Annotated in this window: 22 protein-coding genes; 7 read left to right on the forward strand and 15 right to left on the reverse strand. The window is 72.6% G+C overall.

The features are described 5' to 3' along the window. Positions 1-56 precede the first annotated feature (56 nt). Genes QWZ14_RS14325 through secA form a run of 3 tightly spaced genes read right to left on the reverse strand, consistent with a single transcriptional unit; the run spans position 57 to position 3,807 of the window. Positions 57-428, reverse strand: coding sequence for a hypothetical protein (locus tag QWZ14_RS14325; RefSeq protein ID WP_290317383.1), 372 nt, complete (start codon positions 426-428; stop codon positions 57-59). Beyond that, on the reverse strand, positions 425-1,063 hold the full coding sequence (locus QWZ14_RS14330) for an RluA family pseudouridine synthase (protein ID WP_456307245.1): 639 nt from the start codon (positions 1,061-1,063) through the stop codon (positions 425-427). The genes QWZ14_RS14325 and QWZ14_RS14330 overlap by 4 nt, the downstream gene beginning before the upstream one ends. Positions 1,064-1,080: 17 nt before the next feature. Further along, the gene (gene secA / locus QWZ14_RS14335) at positions 1,081-3,807 is read right to left on the reverse strand and encodes a preprotein translocase subunit SecA (RefSeq protein WP_290317384.1); all 2,727 of its coding nucleotides are present in this window, start codon (positions 3,805-3,807) and stop codon (positions 1,081-1,083) included. A 297-nt stretch (positions 3,808-4,104) separates the two neighbouring features. Here secA and QWZ14_RS14340 point away from each other — a divergent pair, with 297 nt between their 5' ends. Next, positions 4,105-5,049: a peptidylprolyl isomerase gene (locus QWZ14_RS14340; RefSeq protein ID WP_290317385.1), complete on the forward strand. Its 945-nt coding sequence runs from the start codon at positions 4,105-4,107 to the stop codon at positions 5,047-5,049. Between the two features lie 12 nt (positions 5,050-5,061). Then, a complete protein-coding gene (argJ, locus tag QWZ14_RS14345; RefSeq protein ID WP_290317386.1) occupies positions 5,062-6,294 on the forward strand; it encodes a bifunctional glutamate N-acetyltransferase/amino-acid acetyltransferase ArgJ in 1,233 nt (410 codons plus the stop codon). Positions 6,295-6,326: 32 nt separating this feature from the next. Here argJ and QWZ14_RS14350 read toward each other — a convergent pair whose 3' ends face one another. Next, positions 6,327-7,730: an aminotransferase gene (locus QWZ14_RS14350; protein ID WP_290317387.1), complete on the reverse strand. Its 1,404-nt coding sequence runs from the start codon at positions 7,728-7,730 to the stop codon at positions 6,327-6,329. A gap of 144 nt (positions 7,731-7,874) precedes the next feature. Between QWZ14_RS14350 and QWZ14_RS14355 the strand changes: the two genes are divergently transcribed. From QWZ14_RS14355 to QWZ14_RS14365, 3 genes are all read left to right on the forward strand, one after another. Further along, a complete protein-coding gene (locus tag QWZ14_RS14355; RefSeq protein WP_290317388.1) occupies positions 7,875-8,972 on the forward strand; it encodes a TRAP transporter substrate-binding protein in 1,098 nt (365 codons plus the stop codon). Positions 8,973-9,025: 53 nt separating this feature from the next. Next, positions 9,026-10,660, forward strand: a complete 1,635-nt coding sequence (locus tag QWZ14_RS14360; protein ID WP_290317389.1) for an amidohydrolase — start codon at positions 9,026-9,028, stop codon at positions 10,658-10,660. A gap of 104 nt (positions 10,661-10,764) precedes the next feature. After that, positions 10,765-11,652: a CobW family GTP-binding protein gene (locus QWZ14_RS14365; protein WP_290317390.1), complete on the forward strand. Its 888-nt coding sequence runs from the start codon at positions 10,765-10,767 to the stop codon at positions 11,650-11,652. On the opposite strand, the gene coaE is transcribed toward QWZ14_RS14365, so the two are convergent. From coaE to QWZ14_RS14385, 4 genes are all read right to left on the reverse strand, one after another. Beyond that, a complete protein-coding gene (gene coaE, locus QWZ14_RS14370) occupies positions 11,647-12,270 on the reverse strand; it encodes a dephospho-CoA kinase (RefSeq protein ID WP_290317391.1) in 624 nt (207 codons plus the stop codon). The two genes, QWZ14_RS14365 and coaE, sit on opposite strands and share 6 nt — an antisense overlap. Next, positions 12,267-13,121, reverse strand: a complete 855-nt coding sequence (locus QWZ14_RS14375; RefSeq protein ID WP_290317392.1) for a shikimate dehydrogenase — start codon at positions 13,119-13,121, stop codon at positions 12,267-12,269. The genes coaE and QWZ14_RS14375 overlap by 4 nt, the downstream gene beginning before the upstream one ends. 44 nt (positions 13,122-13,165) lie before the next feature. Further along, positions 13,166-13,906: a methyltransferase domain-containing protein gene (locus QWZ14_RS14380; RefSeq protein ID WP_290317394.1), complete on the reverse strand. Its 741-nt coding sequence runs from the start codon at positions 13,904-13,906 to the stop codon at positions 13,166-13,168. A gap of 117 nt (positions 13,907-14,023) precedes the next feature. After that, a complete protein-coding gene (locus QWZ14_RS14385) occupies positions 14,024-15,307 on the reverse strand; it encodes an MFS transporter (protein WP_290317395.1) in 1,284 nt (427 codons plus the stop codon). A gap of 54 nt (positions 15,308-15,361) precedes the next feature. On the opposite strand from QWZ14_RS14385, the gene QWZ14_RS14390 reads away from it, so the two are divergent. Both QWZ14_RS14390 and QWZ14_RS14395 read left to right on the forward strand, forming a co-directional pair. Then, a complete protein-coding gene (locus QWZ14_RS14390; protein ID WP_290317396.1) occupies positions 15,362-16,186 on the forward strand; it encodes an AraC family ligand binding domain-containing protein in 825 nt (274 codons plus the stop codon). Positions 16,187-16,261: 75 nt separating this feature from the next. Continuing rightward, entirely contained in the window at positions 16,262-16,486 is a 225-nt protein-coding gene (locus tag QWZ14_RS14395) for a hypothetical protein (RefSeq protein WP_290317397.1), read from the forward strand. Here QWZ14_RS14395 and QWZ14_RS14400 read toward each other — a convergent pair. The 7 genes from QWZ14_RS14400 to QWZ14_RS14430 form a co-directional block, all read right to left on the reverse strand. Then, positions 16,480-17,124: a DUF1796 family putative cysteine peptidase gene (locus QWZ14_RS14400; RefSeq protein ID WP_290317398.1), complete on the reverse strand. Its 645-nt coding sequence runs from the start codon at positions 17,122-17,124 to the stop codon at positions 16,480-16,482. The genes QWZ14_RS14395 and QWZ14_RS14400 overlap by 7 nt on opposite strands. A 68-nt stretch (positions 17,125-17,192) precedes the next feature. Then, on the reverse strand, positions 17,193-18,371 hold the full coding sequence (locus QWZ14_RS14405) for an MFS transporter (protein ID WP_290317399.1): 1,179 nt from the start codon (positions 18,369-18,371) through the stop codon (positions 17,193-17,195). 100 nt (positions 18,372-18,471) lie between these two features. Further along, positions 18,472-19,155 (reverse strand): DUF4142 domain-containing protein, encoded by a 684-nt coding sequence (locus QWZ14_RS14410; protein ID WP_290317400.1) that lies wholly within the window; start codon positions 19,153-19,155, stop codon positions 18,472-18,474. Positions 19,156-19,260: 105 nt separating this feature from the next. Further along, on the reverse strand, positions 19,261-19,524 hold the full coding sequence (locus QWZ14_RS14415) for a PGPGW domain-containing protein (RefSeq protein WP_290317401.1): 264 nt from the start codon (positions 19,522-19,524) through the stop codon (positions 19,261-19,263). Continuing rightward, positions 19,524-20,570 (reverse strand): DNA adenine methylase, encoded by a 1,047-nt coding sequence (locus QWZ14_RS14420; protein ID WP_290317402.1) that lies wholly within the window; start codon positions 20,568-20,570, stop codon positions 19,524-19,526. The genes QWZ14_RS14415 and QWZ14_RS14420 overlap by 1 nt, the downstream gene beginning before the upstream one ends. A 32-nt stretch (positions 20,571-20,602) precedes the next feature. Continuing rightward, positions 20,603-21,994: a dihydrolipoyl dehydrogenase gene (gene lpdA, locus QWZ14_RS14425; protein WP_290317403.1), complete on the reverse strand. Its 1,392-nt coding sequence runs from the start codon at positions 21,992-21,994 to the stop codon at positions 20,603-20,605. 94 nt (positions 21,995-22,088) lie between these two features. Next, a complete protein-coding gene (locus QWZ14_RS14430; protein ID WP_290317405.1) occupies positions 22,089-23,231 on the reverse strand; it encodes a sensor histidine kinase in 1,143 nt (380 codons plus the stop codon). Between the last annotated feature and the right edge of the window lie 151 nt (positions 23,232-23,382).

Below are 23,382 nucleotides of genomic sequence, written 5' to 3' on the forward strand. Positions count from 1 at the left end.
CCGGGGTACTCCTTCCCGCCGCAGATGACGGTTGAACGCGGCAGGCGGCCTGCCGTTCAGGAACAGCCCTGGCGGTCCAGGCGCTCCCGCGCCAGCCGTGCCGAGAACTCCGCCCGGCCGAGCACCCGGCGGAGCCGCTCGAGCCCGGCCTCGGCCCGGGTCTCCTCGGCCAGCCCCGCGGCCTCCTGCAGATGCGCGGCCACCTGGCGGCAGCCGCAGCCGGCCAGGCGCGCGGCCGCCTCGGCCAGCCGCTCCGCCGCCGCGCCGCCGGCCTCCCGCCCCGCGGGCAGCGAGGTGGCGCCGGCGCCCTCGCGCAGCGGCCCTGCCGCCGCCCGCAGGGATTCGAACCCCATTCCCATGCCGCAGCCGCCCCGCTGCGCCGAGGCCGGCGCGGCCAGCAGCAGCAGCGCCAGCAGCGCCGGGATCACGGGCGCCAGCCGCAGGCCGACAGCGCTTCCCGCATGTGCGGCGGCGGCTCGGCGGTGGCGCGGACAGGGGGGTCGAGCGGCAGGGCGATGCTGCGGGCCAGCAGGTGCATGCGCCCCTCGCCGCCGCCGTAGCGGGGATCGCCCAGGATCGGGCAGCCGAGATGGGCGCAATGCACCCGGATCTGATGCGTCCGCCCGGTGCGCGGGGTGAGCTCCAGCCAGGCCAAGCCCTCCGGCCCGCGGCCCAGCACCCGCCAGGCGGTGGCGGCGGGCAGCCCGGCCGGGTCCACCGCCATCCACCAGCCGTCCCTCGCCGTGCTGCGCTTCATCAGCCGCGCCGAGACCTCCCCGGCCTCGGCCGCCGGGCCGCCCCGCACCACCGCCCAGTAGGTCTTGGCCGCCCGGCCTTCGGCGAAGAAGCCGCCGAGCAGCGCCAACGCCGGCTTGGTCCGGCCCAGCACCAGGCAGCCCGCGGTGTCCATGTCGAGCCGATGCGCCGGCTGCGGCAGCCGCTTCTTCCCGAACGCCAGGCGCGGCAGCCAGTCCTCGAGCGAGGGGCCGCCGCGCGGCCCGGCATGGACCGCGAGGCCCGCCGGCTTGTCGAGGATGAGGACCGCCTCGTCCCGGTGCAGCAGCCGGTCGGCCGGGTCGGCTACGCCTTGCCGTGGCAGTGCTTGTACTTCTTGCCGCTGCCGCAGGGGCAGGCGGCGTTGCGCGGGGTGCGGTACCAGGTCGCGGGATCGGCGGGGTCGACGCCTTCCACCTGGCGCGGCATCGCCGGCGGCGCGGCCAGCGGGGCCGGCTCGTAGCCCCCGGCGCTGGCCATCTCCAGCTCGCCCACCGGCTGCGGGTGGCGCATGTCGAGCACCCGCACCGGCTCCGGCGAGGGCGGCGGGCTATCCGGGCGCAGCTCGATCCGCATGAGCACGCTGGTCACCCGCTCCCGCAGGTCGGCCAGCATGGTGTTGAACAGGCCGAAGGCCTCGGACTTGTACTCGTTCAGCGGGTCCCGCTGGCCATAGGCCCGCAGGCCGATGCCCTGGCGCAGGTGGTCCAGCGAGAGCAGGTGCTCCTTCCAGACCTGGTCGAAGATCTGCAGCAGCAGCGACTTCTCGACCATGCGCATGAAGTCGGGGCCGATGTTCGCCGACTTGGCGGCGAAATGCTGCTCGGCGGCGGCCTCGATGCGTTCGCGCACCGCGGTCTCGTCGATGCCCTCCTCCTTGGCCCAGGCGACGATCGGCAGCTCGAGCCCGAGCTGCTCGCGCACCTTCTCCTCGAGCCCGGCGACGTCCCATTGCTCGGGATAGGCATTCTCGGGGATCGCCTTGTCGACCAGGTCGGCGATGCTCTCGCGCCGCATCTCGGCCACCGTCTCGGCCACGTCCGGGGCGTTCATGAAGGTCCGCCGCTGGGCATAGACCTCCTTCCGCTGGTCGTTCATGACGTCGTCGTATTTCAGCAGGTTCTTGCGGGTGTCGAAGTTGCGCGCCTCGACCTTCTTCTGCGCCTTCTCCAGCGCCTTGTTGATCCAGGGATGGACGATCGCCTCGCCGGGCTTGAGGCCGAGCTTCTGCAGCATCCCGCCCATGCGGTCGCTGCCGAAGATCCGCATCAGGTCGTCTTCCAGGCTCAGGAAGAAGTGGCTGGCGCCGGGGTCGCCCTGCCGGCCGGAGCGGCCGCGGAGCTGGTTGTCGATGCGCCGGCTCTCGTGCCGCTCGGTGCCGATGACGAAGAGCCCGCCGGCCGCCTTGGCGGTCGCCTTGCCGGTCTCGACCTCGGCCTTGTGCCGGGCCAGCGCCGCCTCGAACTCGGGGCCCTCGCCGGTGCCGGTCTCCTGCCGCGCCAGCATCTCGGCGTTGCCGCCGAGCTGGATGTCGGTGCCCCGCCCGGCCATGTTGGTGGCAATGGTCACCGACCCCGGCCGCCCGGCCTGGGCGATGATGGTCGCCTCCTGCTCGTGGTAGCGGGCGTTCAGCACGCTGTGCGGCACGCCGCGGGCCTTCAGCAGGCTGGCGATCAGCTCCGACTTCTCGATGCTGGTGGTGCCGACCAGGCAGGGCTGGCCGCGCTTGCGCGCCTCGTCGATCAGCACGATGACCGCGTCGTACTTCTCGGAGGCCGAGCGGTAGACCTCGTCGTCGCTGTCCTTGCGGGAGACCGGGACGTTGGTCGGGACCTCGACCACGTCCAGCTTGTAGATCTCGGCGAACTCATCCGCCTCGGTGCTGGCCGTGCCGGTCATGCCGGAGAGCTTCGGGTAGAGCCGGAAGTAGTTCTGGAAGGTGATGCTCGCCAGCGTCTGGTTCTCGGGCTGGACGGTGACGTGCTCCTTGGCCTCCAGCGCCTGGTGCAGGCCGTCGGAGTAGCGGCGGCCCTCCATCATGCGGCCGGTGAACTCGTCGATGATCACCACCTTGTCGTCGCGGGTGATGTAGTCGACGTCGCGGGCGAACAGCGCATGCGCCCGCAGCGACTGGTTCACGTGGTGCACCAGCGTCACGTTGTGGAAGTCGTAGAGGTTGCCCTCCTCGAGCAGCTTCGCCTCGCGCAGCATCTGCTCGATGCGCTCGGAGCCCTCCTCGGTCAGGTTGGCGGTGCGCTGCTTCTCGTCCTTGTCGTAGGTGCCCTTGTCCTCGACCAGCACCTTCACGACCTCGTCGACCTTGCGGTAGAGGTCGGAGCTGTCCTCGGAGGGGCCGCTGATGATCAGCGGCGTGCGCGCCTCGTCGATCAGGATGCTGTCGACCTCGTCGACGATGGCGTAGTTGAAGTCGCGCTGGACCATCTCCTCCAGGCGGTACTTCATGTTGTCGCGCAGGTAGTCGAAGCCGAATTCGTTGTTGGTGCCGTAGGTCACGTCCGCGGCATAGGCCTCGCGCCGCTCCTCGTCGGTCAGCCCGTGCACGATGACGCCGGTGGTCAGGCCGAGGAAGCGGTAGAGCCGGCCCATCCATTCGCTGTCGCGCTTGGCCAGGTAGTCGTTCACCGTCACCACATGCACGCCGCGGCCGGACAGCGCGTTGAGGTAGACCGGCAGCGTCGCCACCAGGGTCTTGCCCTCGCCGGTCTTCATCTCGGCGATCTTGCCCTCGTTCAGCACCATGCCGCCGACCAGCTGCACGTCGAAGTGCCTGAGGCCGAGCACCCGGCGGGCGGCCTCCCGCACCACCGCGAAGGCCTCCGGCATGATGGCGTCGAGCTCGGTGCCGCCGGCGAGCCGGGCGCGGAACTCCGCGGTCTTGGCCTGCAGGGCCTCGTCCGGCAGGGCGGCGAGGGCGGGCTCGAAGGCGTTCACCTCCGGCACCCGGGCCTGGAGACGCTTCAGCGCGCGGTCATTGGCGGTGCCGAACACGGCGCGGGCGATGCGGGCGAACATGCGGACCTGGCTTCTCCGGATTGCGCGGGGGGCCACGCGCGAGCCTCGGCATCATAACACCAAGGGCGACCAGGGCGGAGGCGGCGCCTGGGCCCCGAGGCAAAGAATGCCGTTGTCGCGCGAACCTGCCGCAGCGGCACAGATAGGCAAGCCCCGCGCCCAGGTCAACGCCGCCGGGGCGATGCCGCGCCCGCCGGCCTCCCCCCGGCCGGATTACGGGCCGGATCCGGCCGCGCTGCTTGTCGGCCCCCGCCGCATCCGGCATTGTCCGGCCCCGTCCCGGAGCCCCCCGCCCGCATGTCCTTCCGCCCCCTGATGCTTGCCGCCCTCCTGGCTCTCCCGCCGGGGGCCATGGCCCAGACCGTGTCGCCCCAGGTCCCGACCGCCCAGCCGCCGGTGACCGGGGAGGACCCCATCCTGGCCCGGGTCGAGGGGGAGCCGGTCCGGCTCTCCGACGTCCTGGCCACCGCCCAGGACGTGCTGCCGCCCGAGATGCGCGGCATGCCCGGGCCGATGCTGCTGCAGATGCTGCCGCCCGAGATCGCCCGGCAGCTGGTCGACCGCACCATCACCGAGCGGGTCCTGACCGCCGCGGCCCGCTCCGCCGGGCTCGACAAGGACGCCGAGATCCAGCGCCGCATCCGCCGCGCCTCGGACCAGGAGCTGCAGCAGGCCTTCCTGACCCGGGAGGTGAACGCCGCCGTCACCGACGCCGCGCTGCGCGCCCGCTACGACCAGGAATCCGGCCGCCGCCAGGGCGAGGAGGAGGTCCACGCCCGCCACATCCTGGTCCCGACCGAGGCCGAGGCGAAGGCCGCCCTGGCCGAGGTCACCGGCGGCGCCGACTTCGCCGAGGCGGCCAAGCGCCTCTCCAAGGACCCGGGCGGCCGCGACGGCGGCGACCTCGGCTTCTTCAAGCGGGCCGACATGGTGCCGGAATTCGCCGAGGCCGCCTTCGCCCTCCGCCCCGGCCAGGTGAGCCCCGCCCCGGTCCGCAGCCCCTTCGGCTGGCATGTCATCAAGGTGGAGGAGCGCCGCTCCGCCCCGGTCGCCAGCTTCGAGGACAGCCGCCAGCAGCTGCGCCAGAAGATGCTGGAGGAGCAGGTGGAGGTCGTGGTCGCCCGCGTCCGCACCGCCGCGAAGGTGGAACGGCTGGACCAGCCCGCCCCCTCGCTGCTCGACAATGCCGCCCCGCCGGCCGCGGCGCCCGCCGGCCGCCCCGCCGCCCCGCAACGCCGCTAGAAAGCCTGACCCATGGCCGGATTGCCCGTCTCGCCGCTCGCCCAGCCGATGCCGGAGGTGCCGCCGATCGCCGGCGTCACCCTCGGCGTGATCGAGGCGGGCATCCGCTACAAGGGTCGCGCCGACCTGACGATGATGGAATTCGCCCCGGGCACCACCGTCGCCGGCGTCTTCACCCGGAACAAGTGCCCGGGCGCCCCGGTCGACTGGTGCCGGGCGGCGCTGAAGAAGGGCAAGGCCCGGGCGCTGGTGGTCAATGCCGGCAATGCCAATGTCTTCACCGGCAAGGCCGGACGGGAGGCGACCAAGGCCACCGCCGAGGCGGCGGCGAAGCTGGTCGGCTGCAAGGCCAATGAGGTCTTCCTCGCCAGCACCGGCGTCATCGGCGAAACCATGCCGCACGACCGCCTGACCGCCGCCCTGCCGGCGCTGCACCAGGCGCTGACCCCGGCCCGCTGGGACGAGGCGGCGCGTGGCATCATGACCACCGATACCTTCCCCAAGGCCTGCGTCCGGACCGCCGTCATCGGCGACGCGACCGTCACCATCGCCGGCATCGCCAAGGGCAGCGGCATGATCGCCCCGGACATGGCGACCATGCTGAGCTTCCTGGCGACCGACGCGAAGATCCCGGCCGAGGCGCTGCAGGGCCTGCTCTCCAAGGGCTCGGCCAGGTCCTTCAACTGCATCACGGTCGACAGCGACACCTCGACCAGCGACACCGTGCTGCTGTTTGCCACCGGCGCCGCCAGGCATCCACGCGTCCCGGCCGAGGGCGGCGCCATGCTGCGCGACTTCGCCCGCGCCCTGGACGAGCTGCTGCTGGACCTGGCGCTGCAGGTGGCGCGCGACGGCGAGGGCGCGCAGAAGCTCATCGAGATCAACGTCACCGGGGCGACCAGCGCCAAGTCGGCCTACCGGATCGCCATGTGCATCGCCAATTCGCCGCTGGTGAAGACCGCCATCGCCGGCGAGGACGCCAATTGGGGCCGCATCGTCATGGCGGTCGGCAAGGCCGGGGAGCCGGCGGACCGCGACAAGCTCGGCGTCGCGGTCGGCGGCACCTGGATGGCCCGGGACGGCAGCGTGGTCCCGGGCTACGACGAGACCCCGGTGGTCGCCCACATGAAGGGGCGCGAGGTCGAGATCACGGTCGATATCGGCCTCGGCCGCGGCAAGGCCCGGGTCTGGACCTGCGACCTGACCCACGGCTACATCGACATCAACGGCTCCTACCGCAGCTGACCGGGCGGGGCGATGCCCCGCCCCGGCCCGCGCTACTCCGCCGCCAGCGCCTGCCTCGCCTGCAGCGCCGCCCAGGCCGCGTCCAGCCCGGCCTGGAAGCGGCGGCACATCTCCCCGATCTCGGCCGCGGTGATGATCAGCGGCGGGGTGAAGGCGATGCGGTCACCGATGGCGCGGACGATCAGCCCGGCCTCCTGGCACTTGTCCTGGACCAGCAGCCCGACCTTGGCCGCCGCCGGGAAGGGCGCCTTGGAGGCCTTGTCCGCCACCAGCTCCACGCCCGCGATCAGCCCGACGCCGCGCACGTCGCCGACCAGCGGATGGCCGCGCAGCGCGCCCAGCCCGTCGAGGAAGGCCGGCGCCACAGCCCGCACATGGCCGAGCAGGTCGCGCTCCTCGTAGATCGCCAGCGTCTCGAGCGCCACGGCGCAGGCCACCGGATGGCCGCCATAGGTGAAGCCATGGCCGAAGCTGCCGTTGCGCCTGCTCCCCTCCAGCAGCGCCGCGTGGATCGGGTCCGAGATCAGCAGCGCCGAGAGCGGCTGGTAGGCCGCGGTGAGCTGCTTGGCGGCGGTCAGCATGTCCGGCTGGATGCCGTAGGTCTCGCAGCCCCAGAGGTTGCCGGTGCGGCCGAAGCCGCAGATCACCTCATCCGCCACGAAGAGGATGTCGTGCCGCTTCAGGATGGGCTGGATCGCCTCGAAATAGCCGCGCGGCGGGGTGATGGCGCCGCCGCCGCCCTGCACCGGCTCGGCGAAGAAGGCGGCGATGGTCTCCCCGCCCTCGCGCTCGATCAGCGCCTCCAGCTCGGCCGCCATGCGGGCGGAGAAGGCCTCCTCGGTCTCGCCGTCCTGGCCGAAGCGGTAGTAGTTGGGATTCGAGACCTGCAGGAAGCGGTCGCCCAGCGGCAGGTCGAAATCCGCCTGCATGTGCGGCTGGCCGGACAGCGAGGCGGTGGCGACGGTATTGCCGTGGTAGCCGCGCATCCGCCCGATCAGCTTCTTCTTCGCCGGGCGGCCGATGACGTTGTTGTAGTACCAGATGAGCTTGATCGCGGCGTCGTTCGCCTCCGACCCCGAGCACTGGAACAGCACGTGGTTCAGCCCGCCTCCTTCCTTCCCAGGGGGGGCGATCGCCGCCAGCTTCTCGGCCAGCCGCACGCTCGGCTCGTGCCCCTTCTGGAAGAAGGTGTGGTAGTAGGGCAGCTCCAGCAGCTGCCTGTAGGCGGCCTCGGCGAGGCGCTTCTCCGAGAAGCCGAGCGAGGCGCACCACAGCCCGGCCATCGCCTCGATGTATTCGCGCCCCTCGGTGTCGAACACCCGGCAGCCGTCGCCGCGCTTGATGAGCACCGCGCCATCCTCGCCATGGGCGCCGAGGTCCGTCTGCTGATGGACCATGTGGGCGAGGTCGGCGGCGTGCAGGCTGTTCGGACGCATGGCAGGTCTCCCCGGATGGTGCGGCGCGGCATCCTGCGGAGGAACCGGCCCCACCGGCAAGGGGGGTATACGATCCCGGCGTCGCTGCCCTAGCCTCTCCCTTGCACGGGCGCATCAGTCGCCCGACGGATCGAGGAACGGATCATGGATCGACGGCTTCTGCTGAAGGGCGCCGCGCCGGCGGCGGCGCTCGGGCTTGCCACCCCCCTGGCGACCCCTGCGCTGGCCCAGGCCAGCCGCAAGGTGAGCTGGCGGCTCACCTCCAGCTTCCCGCGCGCGCTGGACACGCTCTGGGGCGCCGCGACCGGCTTCGCCAAGATGGTCAGCGAGGCGACGGACGGCGACTTCAGCATCCGCGTCTTCTCCCCCGGCGAGATCGTCCCGGCGCTCGATGCCCGCGATGCCACCTCGAAGGGCTCGGTCGAGAGCTGCTTCACCGCCTCCTCCTACTCGGTCGGCATCGACCCCGCCTTCATGTTCGCGACCGTGCTGCTCTTCGGGCTGAACAGCCGGCAGCAGATGGCCTGGCTCTACGAGATGGGCGGCATCGAGAAGCTGAACCGCCTGCTCTACGACAAGCACGACGTGCTCTGCTTCCCCCTCATCAGCACGGGCGCGCAGATGGGCGGCTGGTTCCGCAAGGAGATCAAGTCGCCCGAGGACCTCAAAGGGCTGAAGTTCCGCATCGGCGGGCTGGCGGGGCAGGTCTTCCAGCGGCTCGGCGCCATCCCGCAGCAGATCGCCGCCGGCGACATCTACCCCTCGCTCGAGCGCGGCACCATCGACGCCGCCGAATGGATCGGGCCGCACGACGACGAGAAGCTCGGCCTCTACAAGGTCGCGCCCTACTACTACTACCCCGGCTGGTGGGAGGGGACCGGCATCCTCTCGCTCTTCGTCAACAAGCAGAAATTCGCGGAGCTGCCGCCGGCCTACCGCAGCATCCTGCAGACCGCGGCGGCGGCGACCACCTCGCTCGGCCTCGCCCGCTACGATGCGCTGAACCCGCCGGCGCTGCGGCGGCTGGTCGCCGGCGGGGCGCAGCTCCGGCCCTTCCCGCAATCCGTGCTCGACGTCTGCTACGACGAGACGCAGAAGATGCACGAGGAATACTCCCGCGCCGACCCCGTCTACGGCGAGATCTTCCGCGAGATGGCGGCCTTCCGCCAGGATGCCTACCAATGGCTGCAGCTGTCGGAATACGCCTTCGACAGCTACCAGATCCGCCGCCTCCGCCGCTGATTGCGCCGGGGACCGTGCTGGCCGAGGATGCCGCCCGGACGGAGGCGGCATCCATGGCATCACCCATCACGGTCTATCGCGCCCGGCGCATCATCACCATGGATCCGTCCTGCCCGAGCGCCACGCATGTCGCGGTGCGGGACGGCCGCATCCTCGCGGTCGGCGGCACGGCGGAAACCGGCGCCTGGGGCCCCGCCACGACGGATGACCGCTACGCCGACCATGTGCTGATGCCCGGGCTGGTCGAGGGCCACAGCCACGCCTGGGAAGGCGGCGTCTGGACCTTCGCCTATGCCGGCTACTTCGACCGCCACGACCCCGAGGGCCGCCGCTGGCCCGGCTGCGACAGCATCGAGGCGACCGTCGCCCGCCTCGCCGAGGCCGAGCGCGCCCTGCCGCCGGGCGAGACGCTCTTCGCCTGGGGCTTCGATCCGATCTACTTCGGCGATGCCCGCGTCACCACCGCCGAGCTCGACCGCGTTTCCGCCACCCGACCGGTGGTGCTGCTGCACTCGAACGGCCATGTCATGAACGTCAACACGCCGGTGCTGGAGCGCAGCGGGCTGATCGACGCCAACATCGACGGCGTGCTGCGCGACGCGGCCGGCCGGGCGACCGGCGAGCTGCGCGAGATGGCGGCCAAGTACATGGCCTTCAAGGCGGTCGGCAATCCACAGCACGGCATCATGGCGCAGGGCGACAGCCTGCACCGCTTCGCCCGCCTCGCCTGCCGCGTCGGCGTCACCACCGCGACCGACCTCTTCGCCGACCTGCCGGACCCGGTGGTCGCCGCCTATGTCGCCGCGACGCGCGAGGCGCACTTCCCGCTCCGCCTGCTGCCGGCGCTGAACGCCCAGGGGCTGACCGCGGCGGAGGGCATCGCCAGGATCGCCCGGCTCCGCGCCCAGAACAACGACCGCCTGCGCTTCGGCCTGGTGAAGCTGATGACCGACGGCTCGATCCAGGGCTTCTCCGGCCGGCTGAAATGGCCGGGCTACATCGGCGGCCAGCCCAACGGCATCTGGAACATCGGCCCGGACGAGTTGTTCGAAACCCTGCACGCCTATCATGCGGCGGGCCTGCAGTGCCACATCCACACCAATGGCGACGAGGCCAGCGAGGTCGCCATCGAGGCGGTGGAGGCCGCGCTCGCCCGCAGCCCGCGCTGGGACCACCGCCACACCCTGCAGCACTGCCAGATGGCCGATGCCGCGCAGTTCCGCCGCATGGCACGCCTCGGCATCTGCGCCAACCTCTTCGCCAACCACATCTACTACTGGGGCGAAGAGCACGCCGCGCGGACCATGGGCCCGGACAAGGCCCGCCGGCTCGATGCCTGCGCCACCGCGCTGCGCGAAGGCGTCGCCCTGGCGATGCATTCCGACGCGCCGGTGACGCCGATGGCGCCGCTGTTCACCGCCTGGTGCGCCGTCAACCGCATCACCGCCGGCGGCCGGGTGCTGGGGCCGGAGGAGCGCATCCCGGTCGCCGCCGCGCTGCGCGCCATCACCCTCGGCGCCGCCTATACGCTGAAGCTGGACGGCGAGATCGGCAGCATCGAGGTCGGCAAGCGCGCAGATTTCTGCATCCTCGGCCAGGACCCGGAGGCGGTGGCGCCGGAGGCGCTGAAGGACGTGCCGGTGAAGGGCACCGTCGTCGGCGGCATCCCGCATACCGCCGACCGATGACCGGAGCGCAGCCATGCGCGCAGGTCTGAATCGGCCGGCCAGATACCGCCGACCGATGACCGGAACGCAGCCATGCGCGCAGGTCTGAATCGGCCGGCCGAACAATGAGGGTGAACACGGGGGACCCGATCCCCTTCACCGTCGTCGGCGGCTTCCTCGGCGCCGGCAAGACCACGCTGGTGAATGCCCTGCTGCGCCAGGCAGCGGGGCTGCGGCTGGCGGTGCTGGTGAACGACTTCGGCAGCATCGCGATCGACGCCGCGCTGATCGAGAGCGCCAGCGGCGATACCATCGCGCTGACCAACGGCTGCATCTGCTGCGCCATCGGCGACGACTTCGCCGCCGGCATCGAGGCCGTGCTGCGGCGCCGCCCGGTCCCCGACCATATCCTGGTCGAGGCCAGCGGCGTCGCCGACCCCGGCGCCATCGCCCAGATCGCCCTGCTGGACCCGGATCTCAGCCTCGCCGGCGTGCTGGTGCTGGCCGATGCCGAGGGCGTCCTGGCCCGCCTCGCCGATCCGCGCCTCGGCGATACCCTGCGCCGCCAGCTGCGGGCCGCCGACCTGCTGGTGCTGAGCAAGACCGACCTCGCCCCTGCCGCGCCGGTGGCCGCCGCGCTGCGCCCCCTGGCCCCGCGCGCCGCGGTGGTGGAGGGGGCGGCGCTGCCGCTGGCCGTCGCCCTCGGCCATCACGCCGCCGGCGCGCCGCAGGCGTCGGGCCATGGCGCGACCTTCGCCGCCGTCACCCTGCGCCCCTCGCGCCCGCTGGCCGCCGCCGCGCTGCGCCCCGCCCTCGAGGCGCTGCCGGAGGGCGTGCTGCGGGCCAAGGGGCTGCTGGTGGTGGATGGCGCCGCGGTGCTGGTGCAGCGGGTCGGCCGCCGCCTGGCGATCACCCCCTGCGACGCCGCGCTGGAGCCGGCCCTGGTGCTGATCGGCGACGAGGCCGTCTGGGATGGCGCGGCGGCCCTGGCCGCCCTGGGCCTCAGCTCATAGGCAGGAGGGGGGGAGGGACGCTTCCTCCCCGCCCGACCTCACCTCGCGCACGATCCGGCGGATCGCCCGCTGCGCATGGTGCCGCGACAGCCCGCTGTGGACCACCACATCCGCCCGCCGCCGCTTCTCCCGGTCCGGCGTCTGCCGCGCCAGGATCGCCTTCAGCCGGTCCGGCGTCATGCCCTTGCGCTGCAGCACCCGCCAGCGCTGCACCGCGGCCGGGGCGGTCACCACCACCACCAGGTCGCAGCGGCCCTGGCCGCGGGTCTCGAACAGCAGCGGGATGTCGAGCACCACCAGCCGCGCCGCCCGCCGCCGCGCGGCGGCGAGGAAGCGCCGCTCGGCGTCGCGCACCAGCGGATGGACGATCCGCTCCAGCCGGGTGAGCGCCTCCGGCTTGCCGAGCACCGCCTGGCGCAGCGCCTCGCGGTCCACCCGGCCGTCGCGCAGCGTGCCGGGGAAGGCGGCGCCGATCGGCCCGACCGCGCGGCCGCCGCGCCCCTGCAGCGCATGCACCGTGGCATCCGCGTCGAAAATCGGCACCCGCAGCCGGCGGAAGCTTTTCGCGGCGGTCGACTTCCCCATCCCGATGCCGCCGGTCAGCCCGAGGATCTTCATCGGGCGGGAATGTCCCCGCCGACGAAGTCCCGCAGCTCGGCATCGACCGCCGGCCGCACCCCGAACCAGGCCTCGAAGCCCGGCCGCGCCTGGTGCAGCAGCATCCCGAGCCCCTCCACCGCGGTGAGCCCGCGCGCCCGCGCCGTCGCCAGCAGGGATGTTTCACGGGGAACATAGACGATATCGGCGACCACCGCCGCGGCCGGCAGGGCGGCGAGGTCCAGCACCAGCGGCGGCTGCCCCTGCATGCCAAGCGAGGTGGTGTTCACCAGCAGCGCCGCCCCGGCCAGCGGCGGCCGGTCGGCGACCTCGACCGGCCCGCCGAGCTGCCGCGCCAGCGCCTCGGCCCGGGCCGGCGTCCGGTTCACCAGGGTGAGCTTCGGGCAGCCCGCGTCCAGCAGCGCCGCGGCGATGGCCCGGGCCGAGCCGCCGGCGCCGAGGATCACCGCGGGTCCCGCCGCCGCGCGCCAGCCCGGCGCCGCCTCGGCGCAATTCGCCAGGAAGCCCCAGCCGTCGGTGTTCGACCCCTCGATCGCCCCGTCGCGGAAGACCAGCGTGTTCACCGCCCCGGCCCGATGCGCGGTCGTGTCCACCCGGTCGCAGACCGCGAAGGCCGCCTCCTTGTGGGGGATGGTGACATTGGCGCCGCGGAAGCCGAGGTCGGCCAGCGAGCGCACCGCGGCGGCGAAGCGCTCGGGCGCCACCGGCAGCGGCAGGTAGGCGCCGTCGATGCCGTGCCGGCGCAGCCAGAGCCCGTGCAGCCGGGGGGAGCGGGAATGCCCGACCGGCCAGCCGAGGATGCCGGCGAGCCGGGCCTGGCCGGACAGGGTGATCAGCGGGGCTGCGGTCATCCCGCCAGGGAAGCCGCCGCACCCGCTTTGGTCAATGGGCGGCTTCAGTCCGGCAGGGGGTCGACCCGCTCGCACAGCATGAAGTGGGCATGCTCTTCCCAGGTCCATTCCTCCCGCACCGCGAAGCCCATGACGTTGACCAGGGTGCGGAAGGCCGGGATCGACATCAGCCACCAGTAGGGCCAGCAGCTCAGCCCCTGCGCGGTCCGGTGCGGCATGATGGCGCCGGACTGCTGCGGCCGCGGCGCGGTGTCGTCGATGCTCCAGCCGAACTTGGTCCGGTAGTGCAGCCGCATGATGTCGCGCTGCGCCTCGGACATGGCCGGCAGCAGGAAGGCCATGCCGTCGGGGCATTCCACCACCCCGAGCTCGTTCTCGACCCGCGCCGGCATGATGACGGTGTTGACGATGAGCCAGCGGCCGGTGATGCGCGTGAGGTTGTAGAGCGAGGTCACCGGATCGGCGACGTGGTAGAGGATGCCGGTCGAGTACAGCGTGTCGAAGCGCGGCAGCTGCTCCGGCAGGTCGGCGCGGGTGATGTCGACCTTCTCGTGGCAGGCATAGCGGTCGCGGCCGATGCCCTTCTCCCGCATCATGTTGTGGAAGAAGCTCCAGTAGTCGGAGCTGTAGGGCTGGATATCGGCCATCGCCACATGGCTGGCGCCGGCCTCGAGGGCGATGCTGACGCGTTCGTTGCAGGACCATTCGCCGATGCCGCCGATGTCGACGAAGCTGCCGCCGGGCGCGACCGAGCGGATCCAGGCTTCCGGCGGGGACTCGGACATCGGGTACTCCGTGAGGACGGGGGCCGGCAGGTCCCGGGGCATCGCGCCCGCCGGCCCTGTACGGAAAGGGAATTATACCCGATCAGGGCAACCGGCAAGCGAGGCCCCGGAGGCCGCTCAGCCGCCCGGCCGGGCCGGCGCCCCGACCAGCCGCCCTGCCCCCTCCGCCGCGGCATCCCCCCCCGCCCGCGCCCAGAGCTCCGGCTGCAGCTCCTCCCGCCGGTTGGGGAAGAGCAGGGCGCAGGCGAAGGTCACCGCGCCGAAGCCGGCCAGCACCAGCATCGGCGCCGCCAGGCTGCCGGTCGCCTGGTGCAGGAAGCCGACCAGCGGGGAGGCGCTGGCGGCGCCGAGGAAGCCGATGGTGAAGCGGATGGAATAGAGCTTCACCCGCAGCGCCGGCGCCACGTAGCGCGCGGTCATGGTCTCGTTCACCGTCACCTGGCCGAAAATGGAGGCGGCCATCAGCGCCGCCAGCGGCAGCACCAGCCAGCCCTGCACGACGGACAGCGCCAGCAGGCAGGGCACCTGCACCAGGGCCAGCGGCAGGAAGACGTTCTTCAGGGTCTGCCGGTCGATCAGGTGGCCGACGGTGAACTGCGTCAGCCCGCCGCAGATGGTGGCGAGGAAGGCCAGCAGCCCGACCACCGGCAGCAGGTCCGGGGAGCCCGCCAGCCGCTCCTCCATCAGCTTCGGCAGCAGCAGGGCGAAGGCGTTGAACACCAGGCCGGAGACGGCGGCCAGCGCCAGCAGCACCACCACGGCGCGGCGGACGATGGCGGGCGGGATGGCGGGGAAGGGCTTGGCATTGGCCGCCTGCTTGGCCGCGTCGAAGGCGGGCTCCCGCAGCCAGAGCAGGCCGGTGGCGATGAAGACCGCCCCCGGCAGCACGAAGGCCCAGTGCCAGCCCATGCGCGCCGCCACCAGCGCCGTCACCACCGGGGCCAGCGCCACGCCCATATTGCCGAAGGCGCCGTTGATGCCGACGGCGCGGCCGATCTTGCCGCTGGGCGAGGCGGCGGCCGCCTCCACCAGCATGGCGGTGCCGACCGGGTGGTAGATGGCGGCGAAGCACCCCATCACCGCCAGCGCCAGGCCGAGGGTCAGCGGCGTCTCCGCCAGCCCGGCCAGCACCGAGGCGCCGCCGGTGCCGAGGAAGAAGGCCGCCATCATGGCGCGCCGGCCGAAGCGCTCCGCCAGCCAGCCCATCGGCAGCGAGCCCAGGCCATACAGCACGAACATCCCGGTCCCGAGCGCCAGGATCGGCCCGTACTCGCGGCCGAAGGCCTCCGGCGCCTGGGCCACCATGCCGAGGACCGCGGTGGCCAGCACCAGCAGGCTGTAGTGGGTGTAGATATGGGCGGCGTTGACGAAGGCGATCTGCCGCGCGGCGGGGTCGGGCATGGCGGTATTCCGTTTCCTGGGCCTCGGTCCCGAGCCTATCCTGGCCGGATGACGATGGCTGGCCAAACCCTGTCGCCGCCCGGCCAAATCCTGGGCGCGCCGTTCCGCAACATCCCGGCCGATGCGGTGGACCGCCCGCTGGCCGGCTTCCAGCGCGACTACGTCGATGGCGAGAGCGTGCCGCGCCACGCCCATTCCCGCGCCCAGCTGCTGTACGCGACGCATGGGGTGATGCGGATCTCGACCGATGCCGCCGGCTTCATCGTGCCGCCGGGCCGGGCGCTGTGGATGCCCGCCGCGGTCCCGCATGTCACGGCCATGCAGGGTCCGGTCGCGATGCGGGCGCTGTTCCTCCGCGCCGACGCCGCCGCCGCCGGGCCGGCCGCGGTCACCGTGCTCGCGGTCTCGGCCCTGCTGCGGGAGCTGGTCCTCGCCGCCTGCGCCGAGCCGCTGGAATGGGACGAGGCCGGGCGCGGCGGCCATCTCGCGGCGCTGATCCTGGACGAGATCGCCCGCGCCCCCGCCCTGCCGCTCGGCGTCCCCGCCGTGCGCGACCCGCGGCTGCAGCGGCTGGCCGAGGCGCTGCGGGCCGAGCCCGCCCGCGACCTCGGGCTCGAGGACTGGGCGCGGCATTGCGGCGCCAGCCCGCGCACCCTGACGCGGCTGTTCCGCGCCGAGACCGGCATGAGCTTCGGCCGCTGGCGGCAAATGCTGCGGCTGGCCGAGGCGGCGGCGCTGCTCGCCCGGGGGATGCCGCCGGCGCGAGCGGCGGCGGCGGTCGGCTATGCCAGCGCCCCGGCCTTCGGCGCCGCCTTCCGCGCCGCCTTCGGCACCACCCCGGGGGATGGCCAGACCCCGCTCAAGCCGTACGCGGAATGAAACACGCGGACACTTGAATCAACTTCCCGTGCAGTATACGAATGTCACGGGATGTGACGCAAGGAGAGGGTGTCGATGCAATCACAGCTGCTCGGGCATGCCCTCATCGGGTTTACCATGCTGTTGAGCCTGCTCTGGCTCGGGGCGCTGCCAACGGAATTCGTGCTGCGTGCCGCCGAGTTGCTGGCGGCCTGGTGCCTGCTCTCGACCCTGGTCGTCATCTGCGCCGGCGCCTGGGTGGCGCTCGGCCGGTCCCGCCGCCGCGAGGCCGAGCCGCTGAAGGCCCGCCAGCTTCAGTAGCCGGAGAAGCGCATCGGCTCCTTGTGCGGGAATTCGTAGAAGAGCCGGTCCCAGGATCCCACATGCCCGTCCGGGGCATCGTTCCACGGCGCGATCCGCCGCAGGTAGCGGTTGTGGATCTGCGGCAGCCCCCAGGGCTCCTCGCGCCGGTCCTCGGCCATGACCGCGACGATGACGAAGGGCGCGGCGCCGTGGATGCCCGCCAGGATGTCCCGCACCTCCGGCAGGATGCGCTGCGGCGCCCCCGGCTCCTCGGTCACCGCGACCTTGTAGAAATAGGCGGTGGCATGCCCGGCCGGCCGCTCCCGCAGGAATTTGTCGATGAGGTACTGCGCCTTCTCCCGGTGATCCTGGAATTTGGCCTCGAACGCCGGGTCGTTGCGGAAGTCCGGGCGGTCGAAGGGGGAGTGGAACTTGTACTCGTACAGGTGGTCGTTCAGCAGGCCGCCGTCGCCATGGACCGAAACGTTCCCGGGCTGCAGCACCCCGGCGAAGCGGTTCTCCAGCAGCCGCTTGAGCGCCTGGAGGTCGGTGACGTTCCAGTTGAAGTAATTCGAGCTGTCATGCCCAAGTATCCGGCGGATCTGGAAGCCGCCTTCGCAATCGCTGCCCAGCGAGATGTATTCGTCGTACTGCATGCAGCGGTCCTCCGCCGCAATTCATACCACAGGCGCCTGCGGCGCCAAGCCTCGGGCCAGGCCTCGGATCAGGCAGGCGGCGGCGCCGCCCGCAGCGGCAGCAGGCAGGCCAGCGCCGCCGCCGCCAGCAGCCCGGCCAGGCCCAGCACCGCCACCGCCGGCAGCCCGGCGACCAGCGGCGCCGTCACCGCCGGGGCGGCGGCCTGGGCCAGCAGGATCGGCAGCGCCAGCCGGCCCATCAGCACCGGGTAGCCGCGCGGCCCGAACAGGGCCAGCGGCACCGCGCCGCGGCTGATGGTCAGGATGCCGTTGCTGGCGCCGTAGAGCAGCACGAAGGGCACCGCCGCCACCGGCCCCGCCAGCACCAGCGCCAGCGCCCCCAGCGGCAGCAGCGCCCCGCCCAGCCGCGCCGCGGTCAGCGGATGCGCCGCGCGGCCCAGGGTGAACTCGAGCAGCCGCCCCCCCACCTGCGAGGGCCCGAGCAGCGCCGAGGCCGCCACCGCCCCGGCCACCGACAGGCCGAGCCCGCCGAGCACCGCGATCAGGTGCACCGCGAGCGTCGCGCTGATGACCGCCCGCAGGGTGAAGAAGACCGCCAGCAGCAGGAAGCTGCGCCGCACCCAGGCCACCGGCAGCGGCGGCTCCGCCGCCTCCGGCGGGGCGGCATCCTCACTGCCCGCGGCCGCGGCACGTGGCACCAGGAGATAGAGCGGCAGCACCACCAGCAGGTTGATGGCGGCATAGGCCAGGCAGGTGCCGCGCCAGCCGACCAGCGGCAGCAGCGCCGCGGTGAGCGGCCAGCCCAGCGTGCTGGCGAAGCCGGCCACCAGCGTCACCAGGGTGATCGCCCGCCGCGCCCCCCGGCCGTAGAGCACCCCGAGGGTGGCGAAGGCCGCCTCGTAGAGGCCCAGCGCCATGCCGAAGCCGATCACCACCCAGCCGGCGAACCAGCCCCAGAGCCCCGGCAGCACCGCCAGCAGGGCCAGGCCCGCCGCCAGGATGCCGGAGGAGGCCAGCAGCACCGGCCGGCCGCCGAGCGTCTCGATCAGTCGCCCGGTCCGCGGCGCGGCCAGGCCGGAGATCAGCAGGGCCAGGGAGAAGGCGCCATAGACCAGCGCCGGATCGGCCCCGAGGTCGGCCACCACCGCCGGGGCCACCAGCGCCGGCAGGTAGTAGGTCCCGGCCCAGGCCAGCGTCTGCGCCACGCCGAGCAACAGGGCCACCCGGCGCGGGTCGGGCGGGGTCATCGGGCGGGCGGCGGCTGCGGCATCCCGGGAGTCTCGCCCAGCCCCGGCCCGCCGCCAAGGGGATGCCCGGCCGGGTCGTCCACCGGCCGGGCGCGGGGTGCTAGCCCTGGGTCGCCCGCTGGAGCTGCTGGGCCAGCTGCAGGTGCTGCTGCAGCGCCGGCAGGGTCTGCGCCGCCCAGGCCTTCAGCTGCGCATTATCGCCCGACTGGCTGTAGTTGCGGAACAGGTCCACCGCCTGCTGATGCGCCGCGACCTGCTGGGTGATGTAGATGCGGTCGAATTCGGCGCCGCTGACGCCCTGGAGCTGCTGCAGCAGGGCGGCATGCTGCTGGTCCAGCCCCTCGTGCTGCGGGCCGCCCTGGGCATTGGTGATGCGGCCGCTGGCGGCGGTGCCGGTCGCCTCCCGCCCCTGCGGCAGCGGCGTGGCGGCGCCGGCGCCCATGCCCGGGACCTGCTGCATCAGCACCTGCAGCTCCTGCGTCGTCCGGCCGTGGTCGGCCACCATGGCCTGGGCGAAGTCCTTCACCTTGGCATTCTGCGACTTCTCGAGCGCCAGCCGGCTGCTGGCGGTCTCGTAGCGGTCGCTCATCGCCACCTGGCGGAGGAATTCGGGGGTGGAGGTCACCTCGGCCCGGGCGCCGGTCGAGGCCGGGGCGCCCGGCGTGGCCTGGTTCTGCCCGGTCTGGCCCTGGGCCGCCTGGGCACGCTGCTGCGCGGTCTGGGCCAGGGCCGGCGTGGCCGAGAGCAGGGCCGCCGTCGCCAGCAGGGCGAATTTGATGTTCATGACGCAATCTCCCATCCCGGCCGGATCATCGGCCATGGCAAGGCAACGGCGCCGCCATGGCCGGGTTCGTCCGTCTGCCGGAAGGGTCGGTCGGGGCCGCGGCCGTCAGGGCAGCAGCCGCCGCAGCCGCGCGCCCTGGCGCTGGCCCCAGCCGATGATCCGGCCCTCCATCGCCGCCACCTGCGCCACCTGCTTCGGCCAGCGCGCCTCGAGCTTCCCCATGTGCCGCCGCGCCCAGGGGTACTGGTCGCGCAGCACGAAGAGCCCGAGCGCCAGGAACAGCACCCCCTGCAGGATCGGCAGCACCAGCCCGGCGACGCCCAGCACCAGCAGCCCCAGCCCCGCCACCTTGCGCTGCCAGGAGGGCATCAGGCGGCCTGCAGCCGCGGCAGGGTCAGCTTCCGCTCGCTGGCGACGAACAGGTACTCGACATTGGTCAGCCGCCCCACGGTGCCGACCTTCACGCCCTTCGGGCTGTGGATGCCGATCTTGGCGCCGACGTAGCGGCCATAGGGGATCTCGATCACCTGCACGTGGCCGCGGGCGGCCAGCATCGCCTCCAGCGCGGCGCGGCCGAGGTAGCCCTCGTCGTTGAAGGAGACCACCAGCGTCGGGCAGCGCAGCGCCGCGACGGTGCGCGCCAGCGCCGGGCCGATGCCGGGGCGGCTGTTGAAGGCCGAGAGCCGCGTGCGGCAGTCGAGGCGCTTGTTGGCGATGCCATAGGTCTCCGGCTGGTCCCAGCGCACCAGCGTCTCCCAGACATGGTAGTTCCGGAGGTAGGAGTGCTGGTTGTAGGGCGGGTCGAGGTAGGCGAGGTCGCAGTCGAGCGTCGCCGCCACCGCCTCCGCCTCGCCGCAGAAGGCCTGGCAGGCGCCGGCCGCCGGGCGCGGCCGCAGCGCCGGCAGCCGCAGGGTCAGCGGGTTCCGGGCCCGCGCCGCCCATTGCTTCATGTAGGCCATCTGCAGCCCGGCAGTGCTGTCCACCCGGTCGGCGGCCTCGAGCAGCGAGGTCAGCAGGATCGCCTCCAGCTCCGGCTCGGCGCCCATCGCGGCGATGGCGTTGCGGATCGCCTCGGCCTTGGCGCCGTTCTCCGGCGTCAGGTAGCGGGCGGCGACGCAATAGGCCTCGGTGAACCAGCCGGCCTGGGGCGGCAGGCGCTGCAGCTCGGCCAGGATGCGGGCGGCGGGCTCGGCCCAGCGCTCCGCGTCGGCCTGGACGTAGCAGGTGGCCAGGGTATGGGCGAAGGCGTTGTGGTCGTTCGCCAGCACCCGGTAGCCGGCGCCCTTCAGCGCATGGCCGACCCGGGCGGTGCCGGAGAAGAGGTCGGCGACGGTCGCCCCCGGCGGCGCGGCGGCGCCGATCGTCGAGAGGATATGGGTCAGCAGGGCGCGCTTGCTGCCGATGTACTTGATCACCGACGGCGCGCCCCCTGCTTCAGACCCCCGCGCTAGATGTGCAGCGCCCGGCCGCCGACACCGAGCGCCGCTTCCTTCACCGCCTCGTTCAGGGTCGGGTGGGCGTGGCAGGTCCGCGCCACGTCCTCGGCGCTGGCGCCGAACTCGATGGCCAGCGCGATCTCGGCGATCAGCGTGCCGGCATCGGGGCCGATGATATGCGCGCCCAGCACCTTGTCCGACTTGGCATCGGCCAGGATTTTCACGAAGCCGTCCGTCTCCTCCATGGCGCGGGCGCGGCCATTGGCAGTGAAGGGGAATTTGCCCGACTTGTAGGCGACGCCCTGGGCCTTCAGCTCCTCCTCCGTGGCGCCGACCGAGGCGATCTCGGGCCAGGTATAGACCACGCCGGGGATGGCGCCGTAGTTCACGTGGCCGGCCTGGCCGACCAGGATCTCCGCCAGCGCGACGCCCTCGTCCTCGGCCTTGTGGGCCAGCATGGCGCCGGCGATGCAGTCGCCGATGGCGTAGATGCCGGGGACGTTGGTGGCGAAGTGGGCGTCGGTCCTGACCCGGCCGCGCTCGTCCAGCGCGACGCCCAGCTCGGCCAGGCCGAGGCCCTCGACATAGGGGCGGCGGCCGATCGCCAGCAGCACCACGTCCGCCTTGATTTCCTCGGCGGCGCCGCCGGCGGCGGGCTCCACCGTGAGGGTGACGCCCTCGGCGCCGACCGCGGCGGCGGTGACCTTCGACTTCAGCTTGAACTTCAGCCCCTGCTTCGTCAGCACCCGCTCGGTCTGCCGGGCGATCTCGGCATCCATGCCGGGGACCAGGCGGTCGAGGAACTCGATCACCGTCACCTCGGCGCCGAGCCGGTGCCAGACCGAGCCGAGCTCGAGGCCGATGACGCCGCCGCCGATGACCACGAGATGGCCGGGGACCTGGTCCAGCTCCAGCGCGCCGGTGGAGGTGACGATGCGCGCCTCGTCGACCTCGACGCCGGGCAGCGGGGTGCTGTCGCTGCCCGTCGCGATCACGATGTTCTTCGTCTCATGGGTCTCGCCGGCGACCTCGACCTTGCCGGGCGCCACGATCTTCCCGGCGCCCTTCAGCCAGGTGACCTTGTTCTTCTTGAAGAGGAACTCGACGCCCTTGGTATTGGCCGCGACCACCTCGCCCTTGCGGGCCTGCATGCGGGCGAGATCGAGCTTGACGCCATCGACCAGCACGCCGTGCACCGCCAGCTTGTGGGTCGCCTCCTCGAAATGCTCGCTGGATTGCAGCAGCGCCTTCGAGGGGATGCAGCCGACGTTCAGGCAGGTGCCGCCGAGGGTGGCGCGCTTCTCGACGCAGGCGACCTTCAGCCCGAGCTGGGCGGCGCGGATGGCGCAGACATAGCCGCCGGGGCCGGAGCCGATGACGATGAGGTCGAAGCTGTCGGGCATGAAGGCTCCTCAGGGGTAGGGCGGCCGGGAAATCGGCGGGAAACTGGCCCCTGGCGATGGCGAAGGCAAGCCTGGGGCCGGACTCCGGCGGGGGTCAGGCGGCGGCGGCGGTCTCCCGGCGGAAGGCGATGAGGACCCGCGTCCCCTCGCCCGGCCGGGACTCGACGGTGAAGCTGGCCCTGGCGTTCTGCCGCAGCGACTGCACGATCATGGCGCTGAGCTTGCCGCGGCGCGGCCATTCGGCGCCCGCGGGCAGGCCGATGCCGTCGTCGGCGACGGTGAGGCGGCAGCCCTCCCCGTCCGAGAGGCTGTGCAGCGTGATGGTCCCGCCCTGCCGCTCCCGCCCCAGGCCGGGGAAGGCGTGCTTCAGCGCATTGGTCAGCAACTCGTTGACCACCAGCCCGGTCGGCATGGCGACGTTCACCGAGACCGGATAGGAATCGACCTTCAGGTCCAGCCGGATGCCCTCGACCGCATGCGAGCGCATGACCGAGGAGGCGATGTCGCTGAGGTAGCTGCCGAGGTCGATGGTGCTGACCTGGCCCGCCGCCGCCCGGCTGCCGTCGCGGTCGCTGTCCGAGAGCAGGCCGTAAAGGATCTGGATCGCCTCGATCCGCCCGGCCAGACGGTCGAAAGGGGCGGGGTCCATGCCGCCCTGGGCGTTGCGCGCCTCGATCCGGATCAGCGCCGCAATCATCTGCAGGTTGTTCTTCACGCGGTGCTGGATCTCCTGCAACTGCAGGTCCTTCTCCCGCAGCCGGTCGGCGAGCTCCTGCTTCAGGTCCGGCGCATGGGCGCCGATGTCGACCAGCACCGCCATGCGATAGGCGGGCACGCCCTCGTCGTCCTCGATCAGGTTGGCATAGGCATCGACCAGCGCCGGCCCGCCCTCCGGGCGGTTCATGCGGAAGGTGCCGATGCGGTCCTGCCCGGCGGGGATGGCCTCCCCGAGCGACCGCGGCGCCGGGACGTCCTGCTCCTCCCCGGCCAGCAGCGTCCAGGGCTTGCCCGACAGCCCCTTGGCGGCGAGGCCCGAGACCTGCTCGAATTCCGGATTGGCATAGACGATGTGCTCACCGCCCGCCCCGGCCGGCGCGGGCGGGATCTCGGCGACGGCGATGGCGATCGGCACCTGGTCGAGGAAGCGGCGGAAACGCTCGTTGTCGAGCGCGCCGGCGAGGTCGGCCGTGGCGAGCAGTGCCTCGACCTGGCTCGCGGTCCCGTTGTCTTCGGTCATGCCGGATGCTGTGCCCCCAGGGGATGGTCGCCACCGAATCAATACGGCGCGACCTCCCGGGCCGCGACGATAGGCGTTTTGGCCGCCCGGCGCATGCGGTTGTTCGCCGGGCGCCCGGCGACGCCGGCGACGGTGCCATGCCGTACCGACA

The organism is Paeniroseomonas aquatica (assembly GCF_030409335.1).
Classification (GTDB): domain Bacteria; phylum Pseudomonadota; class Alphaproteobacteria; order Acetobacterales; family Acetobacteraceae; genus Belnapia; species Belnapia aquatica.